The 15,704-nt window shown below is 61.0% G+C and carries 11 protein-coding genes; all 11 read right to left on the reverse strand.

Annotation, left to right across the window (positions count from 1 at the left end; all coding sequences use genetic code 11):
* Nucleotides 1-81 precede the first annotated feature (81 nt).
* Complete coding sequence (locus ACYZUC_RS09010; RefSeq protein ID WP_461995186.1) at nt 82-777, reverse strand: anaerobic ribonucleoside-triphosphate reductase activating protein; 696 nt, start codon at nt 775-777, stop codon at nt 82-84.
* Complete coding sequence (gene nrdD, locus ACYZUC_RS09015; RefSeq protein ID WP_008032934.1) at nt 774-941, reverse strand: anaerobic ribonucleoside-triphosphate reductase; 168 nt, start codon at nt 939-941, stop codon at nt 774-776. Before nrdD ends, ACYZUC_RS09010 begins: the two co-directional genes overlap by 4 nt.
* A gap of 32 nt (nt 942-973) precedes the next feature.
* Nucleotides 974-2,989: a ribonucleoside triphosphate reductase gene (locus ACYZUC_RS09020; RefSeq protein WP_008032936.1), complete on the reverse strand. Its 2,016-nt coding sequence runs from the start codon at nt 2,987-2,989 to the stop codon at nt 974-976.
* Nucleotides 2,990-4,063: 1,074 nt separating this feature from the next.
* Nucleotides 4,064-5,056, reverse strand: a complete 993-nt coding sequence (gene moaA, locus ACYZUC_RS09025) for a GTP 3',8-cyclase MoaA (protein ID WP_008031001.1) — start codon at nt 5,054-5,056, stop codon at nt 4,064-4,066.
* A gap of 25 nt (nt 5,057-5,081) precedes the next feature.
* Nucleotides 5,082-6,032, reverse strand: coding sequence for a peptidylprolyl isomerase (locus tag ACYZUC_RS09030; protein WP_461995187.1), 951 nt, complete (start codon nt 6,030-6,032; stop codon nt 5,082-5,084).
* A gap of 10 nt (nt 6,033-6,042) precedes the next feature.
* Complete coding sequence (gene narI / locus ACYZUC_RS09035; RefSeq protein ID WP_461995189.1) at nt 6,043-6,723, reverse strand: respiratory nitrate reductase subunit gamma; 681 nt, start codon at nt 6,721-6,723, stop codon at nt 6,043-6,045.
* A complete protein-coding gene (gene narJ, locus ACYZUC_RS09040) occupies nt 6,716-7,471 on the reverse strand; it encodes a nitrate reductase molybdenum cofactor assembly chaperone (RefSeq protein ID WP_461995191.1) in 756 nt (251 codons plus the stop codon). Before narJ ends, narI begins: the two co-directional genes overlap by 8 nt.
* A gap of 2 nt (nt 7,472-7,473) precedes the next feature.
* Complete coding sequence (gene narH / locus ACYZUC_RS09045) at nt 7,474-9,012, reverse strand: nitrate reductase subunit beta (protein ID WP_461995193.1); 1,539 nt, start codon at nt 9,010-9,012, stop codon at nt 7,474-7,476.
* Between the two features lies 1 nt (nt 9,013).
* Nucleotides 9,014-12,787 (reverse strand): nitrate reductase subunit alpha, encoded by a 3,774-nt coding sequence (locus tag ACYZUC_RS09050; protein WP_461995195.1) that lies wholly within the window; start codon nt 12,785-12,787, stop codon nt 9,014-9,016.
* 69 nt (nt 12,788-12,856) lie between these two features.
* The gene (locus ACYZUC_RS09055) at nt 12,857-14,254 is read right to left on the reverse strand and encodes a NarK family nitrate/nitrite MFS transporter (RefSeq protein WP_461995196.1); all 1,398 of its coding nucleotides are present in this window, start codon (nt 14,252-14,254) and stop codon (nt 12,857-12,859) included.
* On the reverse strand, nt 14,232-15,536 hold the full coding sequence (locus ACYZUC_RS09060; RefSeq protein ID WP_461995198.1) for an MFS transporter: 1,305 nt from the start codon (nt 15,534-15,536) through the stop codon (nt 14,232-14,234). Before ACYZUC_RS09060 ends, ACYZUC_RS09055 begins: the two co-directional genes overlap by 23 nt.
* Nucleotides 15,537-15,704 lie beyond the last annotated feature (168 nt).

A 15,704-nucleotide genomic window follows, 5' to 3' on the forward strand; every position in this document is an offset into this window, starting at 1 on the left:
CCAGTTTGATACCTGCCTGATTGGCAGCGCATTTGAAATTCATGGTGGATGTCACTCTTGAACGTTGATCCGCAGGTTCGGTTACCCCCGTAACACGAACGCTGGAAACAACTCGCGCATCGCTTCCCAAAGATCGGGTAGCAAGGCCTGTGCCGAAACGCTCGGCAGCAGCGGATCGAACATCCGCTCGGTGCGCACCAGTTGCACGGCGAAGCGCTTGACGCCCAGCGCGCTCAATCGCTGCGCCAGGGTCAGCAGACGTGCCGGCTCGACGAGATGCCAATGCACGGTGGTGCGGCATTCGTAGTCGACATCGCTGGCCAGCAGATGCTCGAGGCTGCGCCAGTTGGCTGTTCCGCTGCCCTCGACGCGGGTGATGGCCTGGCAATCCTCGGGCAACGCCTTGACGTCGAAGCCCACCCAGTCGGCCCCGGCCAAAGCCTTGGCGAACGCGACCGGCTTGATGCCGGCGCTGTGCAAACCGATGCGAAATCCCATGGCGCGCACTTCATCCATGGCGCCGGGCAACGCGTCCTGCAAGGTCGGCTCACCGCCGCTGAACACCACGGCATCGAGCAGATCCTGCCGACGTTGCAGAAACGCCATAACCCGCCGCCAATCCACTTCCTCGGTGCCACGAGGCGGGATCAGTTGCGGGTTATGGCAGTAACGACAACGCCAGGCGCACCCCTGGCAAAACAGCACGCAGGCGAGCTGTCCCGGATAGTCGATAGTGGTCAGGGGCACCATGCCCCCGACCCGCAGCATTCGACTCATTGGCGCCCGGCCACGGCCGCGCTTTCGGTGAAGTGCACCCGTTCGCGGTGCTCCGACTGTTTGCCCGGATTGAACGCCGACACCGGACGGTGATAACCCATCACCCGGGTCCAGACTTCGCAGCGTTGACGTTGAGCCTGGGGCAGTGTTTGCGATGCAATCATGGTGAAGCTCCTTGCGGTTGAGTGGATCGAAATCAGTGAACGGTGCCGGTTTGCTGTTCTTTGAGCAGCAGGATCTCGTCGCATTTAGGGCAGAACTCGTGCTCGCCATCGAGGTAGCCGTGCACCGGGCAAATGGAGAATGTCGGGGTCACGGTCAGGTACGGCAGGCGGAACCGCCCGAGGGCTTTGCGCACCAGTTGCTTGCAGGCTTGGGTCGAAGAAATCCGCTCGGCCATGTACAGATGCAAGACCGTCCCGCCGGTGTATTTGCATTGCAATTCGTCTTGCAGTTCCAGGGCCTCGAAAGGGTCTTCGGTGTAGCCCACGGGCAGTTGCGAGGAGTTGGTGTAATACGGCGCCTGCGCGCTGCCGGCCTGGAGAATGTCGGGATAGCGCTTGAGGTCTTCCTTGGCGAAACGGTAGGTGGTGCCCTCGGCCGGCGTCGCTTCGAGGTTGTAGAGGTGGCCAGTTTCTTCCTGGAAACGCACGAGCGTGGCGCGCACATGGTCCAGCATCCTCAGGGCAAACTGCCGACCGTGCTCGGTGTGCATGCCCTCCTTGTCGCCGCTGAAATTGCGCAGCATTTCATGCAGGCCGTTGAGGCCGATGGTCGAGAAATGGTTGCGCAAGGTGCCTAGGTAACGCTTGGTGTATGGGTACAAACCGGCGTCCATGTGATGCTGAATCACCTTGCGCTTGACCTCCAGGCTCTCCATCGCCAGCTCCATCAGCGTGTCCAGACGCTTGAGCAAACCGCTGGTATCACCCTTGAACACGTAGCCCAGGCGCGCGCAGTTGATGGTCACCACGCCGAGCGATCCGGTCTGTTCCGCCGAGCCGAACAAACCGCCGCCGCGCTTGAGCAACTCGCGCACGTCCAGTTGCAAGCGGCAGCACATCGAGCGCACCTGATTGGGCTGCATGTCCGAATTGAGGAAGTTCTGGAAATACGGCAGGCCGTAACGCGCGGTCATCTCGAACAGGCGGTCAGCGTTTTCGCTGTCCCATGGAAAATCATGGGTGATGTTGTAGGTCGGGATCGGAAAGGTGAACACCCGCCCTTTCGCATCGCCGGCCTGCATCACCTCGATATAGGCGCGGTTGAGCAGGTCCATTTCGGCTTGCAGGTCGCCATAGGCAAACGGCATTTCTTCACCGCCGATGATGGGGATCTGCTCGCGCAGATCCTGCGGGCAAACCCAGTCGAAGGTCAGGTTGGTAAAGGGTGTTTGCGTGCCCCAGCGCGACGGTACGTTGAGGTTGTAGATGAATTCCTGGATTGCCTGGCGTATCTGCTCGAAACCCAGCTGGTCTTTGCGCACATAGGGCGCCAGGTAGGTGTCGAACGAGCTGAACGCCTGGGCACCGGCCCATTCGTTTTGCAGGGTGCCGAGGAAATTCACCATCTGCCCCAGGGCACTGCTCAGGTGCTTCGGCGGACCGGCTTCGACCCGTCCCGGCACACCGTTGAGCCCTTCGTGCAAGAGCGTGCGCAGTGACCATCCGGCGCAATAACCGGCGAGCATGTCGAGGTCGTGCACATGCAAATCCGCCTCGCGGTGGGCCTGGCCGATGGCTTCGCTGTAGACCTCGTCCAGCCAGTAGTTGGCGGTGACCTTGCCCGACACGTTCAGTACCAGCCCGCCCAGGGAATAGCCCTGATTGGCGTTGGCCTGGACCCGCCAGTCTTCACGGTCGAGGTATTCGTTCATGGAGGTGGCGACCTCGACCAGGGTCCGACGGTCGCGGCGCAAGCGTCCGTGCTGTTCGCGGTAGACGATGTAGGCGCGCATGGCGAAGAAAAAACCGGCGTCCATCAGCACCCGTTCGACACGGTCCTGGATCTGTTCGACATGCAGTCTCGGCAGCCCTTCCAGACGGGCGAGTACGGCCTCGAGCAGGCCTTCGGCTTCAACGTCGGTGTATTCCCCGGTTGCCCTGCCGGCAGCGATCAACGCCTGACGGATCTTGTCGGCGTCGAAGGCAACCAGATCACCGTTGCGCTTGTGCAAACGGTTACTTCCTACTGAGATCAGCGTGCTTTGCATTCGGCCTCCAGATACTACATATAGATTTTTATTCATCTAAAAACACAACATGCAGTGGAGGTTACGGACAAAGGGCGGATCTGCAATTGACCGATATCAAGATTTGGCGGTGATTGCTGAGCATTTGTTTTTGGTGTGTATATCCGTTGTTGTGGTGATGGCGGCTGGCGGTTTCGCCCTTACGGCGAGTCACTTGGAGAAGCGCCAAGTAACCAAGCGCTCTTGCCCCTTTCGTTCGGTGCCTCGCTAGTGCTCGGCATGCCCTCGCTCCGGTCCTGCTCCGTGGGCCCGCCGCGATCGGCCATCCTTGGCCGTGCGCGGCTAACCCGGCATCCATGCCGGGTTGCCCACTGCGCAGAACCTCCACTCGGCCTCTCGAGGGGGCGCTCAGATCAAAGGCTGAAGGCGAGCTAACGCTCGGCCTGATGAGTGGTGAAAATCAAAAGCAAACGCGATTCCCTGTAGGAGCGAGGCTTGCCCGCGAAAAACGACCGGACAACACGTTCATTCAGACAGCCCGCGTTATCGTTGACGTCCATCGCCGGCAAGCCAGCTCCTACAATTTTGACCGTGTGAACCCAATCCCGTGTAGGAGCCGGCTTGCTGGCGATGGCGGTGGGTCAGTCAACGTGTGTATTGGCTGGACGGACGCCATCGCCAGCAAGCCGGCTCCTACAGGGGGGATGTGCAAACATCCAAAATTAGTGCGGCCACCACAGTGCGGAAGTGTGCGCACGACCGTAGAGCCAGGTCGGCTTTCAGGCCGCCTCGGCGGCTGTGGCGGTGGTCGCCCCCTCGAGAGGCCGAGCGCAGGTTCTGCGCAGTGGGCAACCCGGCATGGATGCCGGGTTAGCCGCCCCCGGCCATGGATGGCCGATGGTGGCGGGCCCACGGAGCAGGACCGGAGCGAGGGCATGGCGAGCATTAGCGAGGCACCGAACGAAAGGGGCAAAAGCGCTTGGTTACTTGGCGCTTCTCCAAGTGACTCGCTGTAAAAGCGAAACCATTAGCGGCCGTTACCGCAGGAATGGATATGTACACCATCAGAAACTCGGCGCTTGGATTTGCGGTAAATCAACCACCACTCATATTCATGAATCGCACGATCTGCACGTCCCCCTCCGGAGTGAAGTCATGGCGCAGCGGTTTACCGCGCAAAGCCTTTTGCACCGCATTGATCACCGGCTGATCATCCAGCGGATAACGCCGCAGCAACCCTCTCAAATCCAGCGCATCGTCCTGCCCCAGACACAACAGCAGCTTGCCCTCGACCGTCATCCGCACCCGGTTGCAAGTACCGCAGAAGTTATGGCTGTTGGGCGAAATGAAACCGATCCGGGTCTCGGGATGGCGTTCCAGGCGCACATAACGCGCCGGCCCGCCGCTGTTTTCCGTGCTGTCGAGCAAGCGATGACGCTGAGCAATCAAAGTGCGCACGTCATCACTGGAGCAAAAAGATTCGCCCCGTGATCGCCCGACGTCGCCCAGCGGCATTTCTTCGATAAAACTGATATCGATGCGCTGGTCGATAGCGTATTGCACCAGCGCCGGGACCTCATCGAAGTTGCGCCCCTTCATCACCACGCAGTTGAGCTTGATTCGCTCAAACCCCGCATCCCGCGCCGCTTCGATGCCGCCCAGCACTTGATCGAGATCGCCGTTGCGGGTGATCGCGCGAAATTTCTGCGCGTCCAGGCTGTCGAGGCTGATGTTCATCCGTTTAACACCCGCCTCCACCAACGGCCGCGCCAGGCGGCCCAGCTGCGAGCCGTTGCTGGTCATCACCAGTTCGCGCAAACCGGGCAACGCGGCGATGTTGCGACACAGATCGACAATGCCGGGACGGATCAACGGCTCGCCGCCGGTGAGGCGAATCTTGCGCACGCCCAGACCAACGAACAGCGTTGCCAGGCGCTGCAATTCCTCCAGCGTGAGCACCTGCTGACGCGGCAGGAAGGTCATGTTTTTCGCCATGCAATACACACAACGAAAATCACACCGGTCCGTCACCGACATCCGCAGATAATCGATCTGCCGCCCAAAACCATCCTGCATCACAGCGTTCATCACATCTCCCGGTTAGCCTTGAGGCTCACTGCACCAGCGGTGAGTCAGCGCCCTGCAAATGGATGCCGCGAACATCCGCCGCGCCAATCAGGGTTTGCAGGTATTGCACCAGGGCCTTTTGCCAGACGCCCTGCTGCAACTGCGTGCGGATCGCCGTCGACACCGCTTCATAGGGCAACGGCATGCCTTCGATCCGCTGATCGACACTGATCACATGCCAGCCGTAACGACTTTCCAATGGTTTGCTGGCCAGCCCCGGTGCCAGCGTGAACAACTGCCGCTCCAGTTCCGGCACGGTCTGGCCCTTGCTGATCTGCCCCAGTGAACCGCCTTGCGCTTTCGACGGGCAGGCCGAATATTTCACCGCCAGCTCGGCGAAGCTGCCGGGGAACTCTTCCAGCCGTTGCAGCAGGATTTCTGCCTGGGCAAGCGCCAGCTCGCGGGCTTCGGCATCGTCCGGCGCGCACTCCAGCAGGATGTGCCGCACCGCCAGCAACGGCGCGCTGTGAAAACGCCCGCGATTGTTTTCGTAGTAACGAAGGCTGGTTTGCTCGTCGCATTGCGGCACGATCACCTCGCGTTCGAGCAACAAGCGCGTGGCGGCTTCTTCTTCGTTCTCACCGGCACCGACCTCCAGCGACACGCCCAGTTCGGCAATGCGCTGCTGCAACAACTCGCGGATTACCAGCGCCTTGGCGGCCAGATACACCGCCTCTTCGCGGCTTTCGGCCGGGTGATATTGCAGCTCCTGGGCCATCGCTTCCGGGGTGATCACCACCTCGTTGACGCTGATGATCGGCCACTCCTGCTCACTGCTGGCGATCAACTGCGCGGGCGCGTCATCGGCCGCCGCAGGCTCAACCGCGAGCTCTTCAAACGGTGCGACATCGTCCGGCACCGCAACCTCTACTTGTTTGGAAGATCCGCAGCCACCGCTGCCGCCGTTACCGCCGCCACATCCACATCCACCTGACATGATTGTCTCCTCAGAATTTCTGCCGAACGATTTGATAACGGCGTCCCAGGTACCAGACCGGTGCACTGATCACATGTACGAGACGGGTGAAGGGGAACAGCACAAACAGGGTCAGGCCGAGAAACACGTGCAGCTTGTAGGTCAGCCCGACCGGGGCGATGGAGGCCGCCGCTTCCATCGGCCGCAACAGCACGGTGTTCTGCGCCCAGTCGGCGAGCATCACCATCACCGAACCGTCCATGTGCGCGGTGGACGCAACGATGGTCAGCAAGCCGAGCAGCAACTGCGCCAATAGCACCAGCAGAATCAGGATGTCCGACGTACTGGACGTGGCGCGGACCCGAGGGTCGCTCAGGCGCCGGTTGACCAGCATCAGCAGGCCGATCAGGCACAACAGGCCGAAGAAGCCGCCGGACACCATCGCCAGCAACTGCTTGTTCTCAGTGCTGATGACATGGTGATAAACCGACGCGGGCGTCAGCAGGCCGACGAAATGCCCGGCCAGCACGAACAACACACCGATGTGGAAGAAGTTGCTCGCCACGCGCATGCCGCGCTGGTTGAGCATTTGGCTGGAGCCCGCCTTCCAGGTGTACTGCGACAGGTCGAAGCGAGCCCAACTGCCGATCAGGCAAATGGCCAAAGCGATATAGGGATAGATCCCGAACAACAACAGGTTCCATTTAGACATTGCCCACCTCCTTGGCTGGCGTAGCGGCCAGCCCTTCATGCTGAAAATCCACCCAGTGCAACGGCACCGCGCTTTCTTCCCGGGCCTTGCCCGGTGCGCTTGGCAGCGAACCGCAACGGTCCTGCTGTTCGGCCTGGAGAAAGTCCACGGCCTCCTCTTCCCAGATTTTGTCGAGGGCTTCGAGCGAGTCGTCGCGCACTTCCGCCGCGACCTGCTCACGCAGGTCGGCCACGGCCTGATGCGGCTCGGCCCCGGCAATCTGCAGCAGCGCCCGGAAGCAACTGGCGTAGGCGCTTTCACGCTCCTCCAGACGCGCCGCGAGCAAGGCCAGCAAGTGCGAGACATCCGCCAGGCCCTCGCGGGCCTCGATGTCTTCGCGAGTGGACAGAAACTCCAGGTACAGCGGGATGTAGTCCGGCAGCTCTTTGACGCCGATGGCAAAACCGGCGTCTTCGTACTGCGCCATCATGTCGACCATGGCCTGGCCACGGTCGCGGGACTCACCGTGCACGTGTTCGAACAACAGCAACGAGAGCGCGCGCCCCCGACCGAACAGCGCACCGTAGTGCTCCTGTCCGTCCATCAGGTCATTGGCGCAAATCAGTTCCAGCAACTCGAACAACGCACCGCGCTGCTTCGGGCTGATTTCACGCGACTGAATGATCGCCTGCTCCAGTTCGTCGCGGCCGCTGATCAGCGTTTCAGTCGGGTAATCGAGCAGCAGCGAAATCACTTTGAGAATTTGCATGCTCATTCCTCCCACAACTGCACGGTTTTCAGGACGTCGCGACGGTTGGCCTTTTTCGCGCCGAACATGTTGGTGTCGGAGCTGCCGCTGCAACCGCTGCCGAAACTGAAACCGCAACCGGAGCGTTCGGCAAAGGCGTCGCTCATGGCGTCTTCGCGGTGGGCGCTCGGTACCACAAAGCGGTCCTCATAGTTGGCGATGGCCAGGTAGCGGTACATTTCCTCGACCTGGTCCACGCTCAATCCGACGTCCGCCAGTACTTGCAGGTCCTGCACGCCATCGACTTGCTCGGAACGCTTGTAGGCACGCATCGCCAGCAAGCGCTTGAGTGCACGCTTGATCGGTTTTTCATCGCCGGCAGTCAGCAGGTTGGCCAGGTACTTCAGTGGAATACGCAGGCTGTCGACGTCCGGAATCACCCCGTTCATGCCGACGGTGCCAGCGGTTGCGGCGTTTTGAATCGGCGACAGTGGCGGTACGTACCAGACCATCGGCAAGGTGCGGTATTCCGGGTGCAGCGGCAGCGCGAGTTTCCAGTCCACGGCCATTTTGTAGACCGGCGAACGCTGGGCGGAATCGATCACCGACTGCGGCACACCGTCTGCCAGGGCCTGACGGATCACCGCCGGGTCATTCGGGTCGAGGAAGATCTCCAGTTGTTTCTCGTACAGATCCTGCTCATTGGCGGTGCTCGCCACTTCGCTGATGCGGTCGGCGTCGTATAGCAACACGCCGAGGTAACGGATACGACCGACGCACGTTTCGGCGCACACGGTCGGCATCCCGGCTTCGATACGCGGGTAGCAGAAAATGCACTTCTCGGACTTGCCGCTTTTCCAGTTGAAGTAGATTTTCTTGTACGGGCAGCCGCTGATGCACATGCGCCAGCCGCGGCATTTTTCCTGGTCGATCAGAACAATGCCGTCTTCTTCACGCTTGTAGATCGCCCCGCTCGGGCACGATGCCGCGCACGCCGGGTTGAGGCAGTGCTCGCACAGGCGCGGCAAATACATCATGAAGGTGTTTTCGTACTCGCCGTAGATGTCCGCCTGGATCTTGTCGAAGTTCTTGTCCTTGCGACGCTTGGCGAATTCGGTGCCGAGGATTTCTTCCCAGTTCGGGCCCCACTCGATTTTCTCCATGCGCTTGCCGGAGACCAGCGAGCGTGGGCGCGCAGTCGGCTGATGCTCGCCCAGCGGTGCGGTGTGCAGGTGCTGGTAATCGAAGTCGAACGGCTCGTAGTAGTCGTCGAGGCTCGGCAGGTCCGGGTTGGCAAAGATGTTGGCCAACACGCGGAACTTGCCGCCGATGCGCGGGTTGATCGAGCCGTTGGCATTGCGGATCCAGCCGCCCTTCCACTTGTCCTGGTTTTCCCATTCTTTCGGGTAGCCGATCCCGGGTTTGCTTTCGACGTTGTTGAACCAGGCGTATTCCATGCCTTCACGGCTGGTCCAGACGTTTTTGCAGGTGATCGAGCAGGTGTGGCAACCGATGCACTTGTCCAGGTTCAGCACCATGCCGATTTGTGAGCGAATCTTCATCTCAGTTCTCCTCGATATCGGTCGGCAGAGGACGCGGCAGGTCATCACCGGACGAACCATCGAGCCAGTCGACTTTGGACATTTTGCGCACCACGACGAACTCGTCGCGGTTGCAACCGACCGTGCCGTAATAGTTGAAACCGTAGGCCTGCTGGGCATAGCCACCGATCATGTGGGTCGGTTTGAGCACGACGCGGGTCACCGAGTTGTGGTGGCCGCCACGGGTCTTGGTGGTTTCCGATCCGGGCACGTTCACGATCCGTTCCTGGGCGTGGTACATCATCACCATGCCGTCCTTGACCCGCTGACTGACCACCGCACGGGCAGTCAGCGCACCGTTGACGTTGAAGCACTCGATCCAGTCGTTGTCCTCGATACCGGCGCTTTTCGCGTCGTTCTCAGAGAGCCAGACAATCGGGCCGCCACGGCTGAGGGTCAGCATCAGCAGGTTGTCGCTGTAGGTGCTGTGGATGCCCCACTTCTGGTGTGGCGTGATCCAGTTCAGGACGATTTCCTTGTGGCCGTTGCTGCGCTTGCCTTTCACCCCGGCGATGGTCCGGGTGTTGACCGGCGGCCGGTAACTCATCAGCTGCTCGCCGAACGCCTGCATCCACGGGTGATCCTGGTAGAACTGCTGGCGACCGGTGATGGTGCGCCACGGGATACCTTCGTGAACGTTGGTGTAGCCGGCGTTGTAGCTGACGTGATCGTCTTCGAGACCCGACCAGGTCGGGCTGGAAATGATCTTGCGTGGCTGCGCCTGGATGTCACGGAAGCGAATCGCCTCATGCTCCTTGCCCACGGCCAGATGGCTGTGGTCGATGCCGGTGAATTCCGACAGCGCGGCCCAGGCCTTGACCGCTACATGACCGTTGGTTTCCGGTGCCAGCGACAGGATCACTTCCGCCGCATCGATGGCCGTGTCGATTTTCGGCCGGCCGTAGCTGATGCCGGCGTCGCGTTCGTGGTGATTGAGCTCACCGAGGAATTTCACTTCGGCCTCGGTGTTCCAGTTGATGCCCTTGCCGCCGTTGCCGTGTTTCTCCAGCAATGGCCCGAGGGACGAGAACTGCTTGTAGATGTTCGGGTAGTCGCGCTCGACCACGTGCAGGTTCGGTGCGTTTTTACCCGGCACCGGTGCCACGCCTTCGCTTTTCCAGTCGGTGCCGCCAAACGGCTGGGCCAGTTCGCCGACGCTGTCGTGCATCAGCGGAATGGTCACCAGATCCTTTTCGACGCCCAGGTGCCCTTCGGCCATGCTGGAAAACGCCTTGGCGATGCCTTTGTAGATTTCCCAGTCGGAACGCGATTCCCACGCCGGGTCGATCGCGGCCGACAACGGATGAATGAACGGGTGCATGTCCGAGGTGTTCATGTCGTCTTTTTCGTACCAGGTCGCGGTCGGCAAGACGATGTCGGAATAGACGCAGGTCGAAGACATGCGAAAGTCCAGCGTGGTCACCAGATCGAGCTTGCCGATGGCGCCCTCGTCTACCCATTCGGCTTCTTCCGGTTTGCAGTCGCCGACCTGGCCGATGTCTTCGTTCATCACCCCGTTCTTGGTGCCGAGCAGGTACTTGAGCATGTACTCGTGGCCCTTGCCCGAGGAGCCCAGCAGGTTGGAGCGCCAGATGAACATGTTGCGCGGGAAGTTCACCGGGCTGTCCGGCTGCTCGCAAGAGAAGCGCAGCGAACCGTCCTGCAGCGACTTGACCACGTAGTCTTTCGGTTCCATGCCGGCAGCAGCGGCATCACGGCAAATGTGCAGCGGGTTGGTGTTGAGTTGTGGTGCGCTAGGCAACCAGCCGGCGCGTTCGGCGCGGATGTTGTAGTCCAGCGCATGCTCGGGGAATTGCGACTTGTCGGCCAACGGCGAGAGCACGTCGTGCATGCTCATCTTCTCGTGGCGCCACTGCGAGCTGTGGGCGTAGAAGAAGCTGGTGCCGTTCATTTGCCGTGGCGGACGGTTCCAGTCCAGGCCGAATGCCAGGGGCAGCCAGCCGCATTGCGGACGGAGTTTTTCCTGGCCGACGTAGTGCGCCCAACCGCCACCGGTCTGGCCGACACACCCGCAGAGCATGAGCATGTTAATCAGCCCGCGGTAGTTCATGTCCATGTGGTACCAGTGATTCATCGCCGCGCCGACGATGATCATCGAGCGGCCCTTGGTCTTGTCGGCGTTATCGGCAAACTCACGGGCAATCTGGATCGCTTTCTCGCGGCTGACGCCGGTGATCTGCTCCTGCCAGGCCGGGGTGCCGGGCACCGAGGCGTCGTTGTAATCCTTGGCGACGTTTTCGCCACCCAGGCCACGGTCGATCGCCAGGTTAGCGGCCGACAGGTCGAACACGGTGGCGACTTTGGCCACGCTGCCGTCAGCCAGAACGATGCTGTGCACCGGCACACGACGGTATTGCACGGCATCGCCGGCCACGTGCTGGAAGTGCTCGTGGGACTCGCCGGCAAAATACGGGAACGCCACTTCGGCCACGTCATCGCCGATCAGGCTCAGTTTCAGATCGATCTCGCGGCCTTCACCGCCTTCACGCGGAAGGATGTTCCACTTGCCCTTCTCGCCCCAGCGATAACCGATGGAGCCCTGAGGGGACACCAGTTCGCCGCTGACATCCAGGGCGATGGTTTTCCATTCCGGGTTGTTTTCCTGGCCGAGGTTGTCGGTCAGGTCGCTGGCGCGCAGGAAGCGGTCCGGCTGGTAACCGGCGCCCGGCGCCTTGTCGGCCATTTGCTTGAGCAGCACCAGCACCGGCAGATCGGTGAAGCGCTTGGCGTAATCAGTGAAATAGGCGCTCGGTTTGTCCAGGTGGAATTCTTTGAAGATCACATGGTTGAAGGCTTGCGCCAGCGCCGCGTCGGTACCCTGCTTGGGGTTCAGCCACAGGTCGGTGAGCTTGGCGACTTCTGAATAGTCCGGGGTGATCGCGACAGTTTTGGTGCCCTTGTAACGGACTTCGGTGAAGAAGTGCGCGTCGGGGGTACGGGTCTGCGGAACGTTGGAGCCCCAGGCAATGATGTAGTTGGAGTTGTACCAGTCGGCCGATTCCGGCACGTCGGTCTGCTCACCCCAGACCATCGGCGAGGCCGGTGGCAAGTCGCAGTACCAGTCGTAGAAACTCAGGCAGGCGCCGCCGATCAGCGACAGGTATCGCGAGCCTGCGGCGTAGCTGACCATCGACATGGCCGGGATCGGCGAGAACCCGACGATCCGGTCGGGACCGTACTGTTTGATGGTGTAGACGTTGGATGCCGCGATGATCTCGTTGACTTCGTCCCAGCTGGAACGAATGAAGCCGCCCATGCCGCGCTTGCTTTTATAGGAGTCGGCCTTGACCTTGTCCTCGACAATGCTGGCCCAGGCTTCGACCGGCGCCATGGTCTGGCGCGCATCGCGCCAGAGCTTGAGCAACGGCTTGCGGATTTTCGGGTACTTGAGCCGGTTGGCGCTGTAGATGTACCAGCTGTAACTGGCGCCGCGCGGGCAACCACGAGGCTCATGGTTGGGCAGGTCGTTGCGGGTGCGCGGGTAGTCGGTCTGCTGGGTTTCCCAGGTGATCAGGCCGTTCTTCACGTAGATCTTCCACGAGCAAGACCCGGTGCAGTTCACCCCGTGGGTGGAACGCACGATCTTGTCGTACTGCCAGCGTGAACGGTAGACGTTCTCCCAGTCGCGCGACTCTTTGCGGGTCTCTCCATGACCTTCGGAAAACTCGTTTTGCTTGCGATTGAAAAACCGCAATTGATCCAGTAAATGACTCACGGTGTAGTCCTCTCAGGCTTGCTGCGGGGTTCTGTGCCCCGCCCACGCAATGGTTGGATTCGGGTCGTCTCAGCAGGGTGTCGCGGCGCCTTTGCGCGCGTACCACCACCAGGTCACGACGATGCAGCTCAGGTAAAAACCGACGAACATGTAGAAGGCCATCTCCGGTCCGCCGGTCTGGGCCATCGAAGTGCCGAAGGATTTGGGAATGAAGAACGCACCGAAGGCGCCCATGGCCGAACTGAAGCCCAGGACGGCGGCGGACTCTTTGCCGGCATTCTTGAGTGCCTGTTCGCGTACGGCTGGGGATTTTCCGGCAGCGGCTTTTTCATGCTGGGTGCGGAAGATCACCGGGATCATGCGGAAGGTGGAGCCGTTGCCCACGCCGGTGGTGATGAACAGCAGCATGAACATGCCGAGGAAACCGTAGAAGTTGCCGCCCGTACCGTGCTGCGGCAGGAAGTGCATGACGCCGAAGACCATCACGATCATCGCGACGAAGTTCCACAAGGTCACTTTCGCGCCGCCGAGCTTGTCCGCCAGCCAGCCGCCCAATGGACGCACGAGCGCACCCACCAACGGGCCGAGGAAGGCGAATTTCAGCGCGATCACATCAGGGAACGAGGTTTTGATCAGCAATGGAAACGCAGCGGAAAAACCGATGAACGAACCGAAAGTCGCCAGGTACAACCAGCACATCAGCCAGTTGTGCTTGCGTTTGAAGATCACCGCTTGCTCGCTGAACGAGGCCCGGGCACTGGACAAATCGTTCATGCCGAACCAGGCCAGTACCGTCACCAGAACAATGAACGGTACCCAGATGAACCCGGCATTCTGCAGCCACAATTGGCCACCGTCCGGCAGGGTTTGCGGATTGCCGCCCATGACGCCGAACACGCCGAAGGTGATCACCAGCGGCACGCAGAACTGCATCACCGAGACGCCCAGGTTACCCAACCCGGCGTTGAGGCCCAGGGCCGTGCCTTGCTGAGACTTTGGGTAGAAGAAGCTGATGTTGGACATGCTCGAGGCGAAGTTGCCGCCGCCAAAACCGCAGAGCAAGGCAATCCATACGAACACGCTGTACGGGGTGCCCGGGTCCTGCACCGCGAAGCCCATCCAGATCGATGGCACCAGCAACGACGCGGTGCTCAGGGCGGTCCAGCGCCGGCCACCGAAGATCGGCACCATAAAGGAATAGAAGACGCGCAAGGTCGCGCCGGACAGCCCCGGCAACGCCGCCAGCCAGAACAACTGGTCGGTGGTGAAGGTGAAGCCGATGGCGTTCAGGCGCACGATCACCGTGCTCCAGACCATCCACACGGCGAAAGCCAACAGCAGCGCGGGAATGGAGATCCACAGGTTGCGCGTGGCGGTCTGTTTGCCGCTGCTTCCCCAGAACGCAGGGTCCTCGGGGCGCCAGTCATGAATGACCGGCCCTTTTTCAGGCTTTTGCAGAACGGACATGTTGTTCTCCTTGGGCAATGCTGGAAATCGGGGACGGGGTCAGCGTCGGCGCTTTACCAAGCACCGGGCTTTTGCGCATTTCGCTGAAGTACATCCAGGTGAGGGAGACCCAGACCACGCCGTACATCAACATGAAGCAGGACGAGCGCACGCCGGTGAGGTCCACCAGGGCGCCAAACATGATCGGCAGCACGAAACCGCCCAGGCCACCGGCCAGACCGACGATGCCGGACACCGCGCCCATGTTTTTCGGGTAGTCATTGGCGATGTATTTGAAGACCGAGGCCTTGCCGAACGCGAAGGCAATGCCCATGACGAACAGCAGCACGGTGAACAGCGCGGGATTGAGGCCGATGTGGAAATCCACGGTGCCGTTGATGGTCTGCACTTGCAGTTGGGTCTGTGGGTACGAGAGCAGGAACAGGCAGATCCAGCTGACCCACAACACCCACCAGGTCACGCTTTGCGCGCCCCAGCGATCCGACATCCAGCCGCCGACGGCACGCAGCACGCCACCGGGCAAGGAAAAACACGCCGCCAGCAGCGCCGCGCTTTGCAGACTGAAACCGTATTCCTGCACGTAGTACTTGGTCATCCACAGCGCGAGGGCCACATAGCCGCCGAAGACGATCGAGTAGTACTGGCAGTAGCGCCACACCGCGGGATCTTTCAGCGAACGCAGTTGCTCACGCAACGTGGCGCCCGAGGCACTGCGGTGGTCCTTGTTTTCGGCACTGAGGAACCAGAACGACAGCGCAGTGATGAAGAGGATGGCGCTGAAGACTTTCGGCACCAGCTGCCAACTGCCAGCCGCGATCAGGGCCGGGGCGAGAAATTTGGTGACCGCAGCCCCGGCGTTACCGGCGCCGAAGATGCCCATGGCGAAGCCCTGGTTCTCTTTGTCGAACCACTTGGCGACGTAGGCAATCCCGACCGAGAACGAGCCGCCGGCCAAACCGACGAACAAGCCCAGGACCAGGAACTGCCAATAGGCGGTGGCGTGGCTGATCAGGTACAGCGGCGCGACGCAGGACAGCATCAGCACAAAGAACACGCTGCGCCCGCCGAAGCGGTCAGTCAGCAGGCCCAGCGGCAAACGCGCCAGCGAACCGGTCAATACCGGGGTCGCGGCCAGCAGGCCGAACTGGGTTTCGTTGAGCTGGAGCAGTTCCTTGATCGGCACCCCGAGCACGGCAAACATCATCCAGACCATGAAACACACAGTGAAGGCCAGCGTGCTCATGCCCAGCACCAAGCCTTGTCGTACACGGGGTTGGGTCACAATGCTCTCCAGTCAGTTAGCCATGGCGGCAGACTAGAGAGAGCAACCCCGTAAAAACTTGATCCACGTCAACGAAGCCCAAGCGGGCCCAAGCCTATGCTTGCACTGCCTACCTCCAAGGAGGTAGACCGGAGAATGCTTAAAACCCCTTGTTTATCAGCGTTTTAA

The sequence above is a fragment of the Pseudomonas sp. GT1P32 genome (assembly GCF_054897805.1).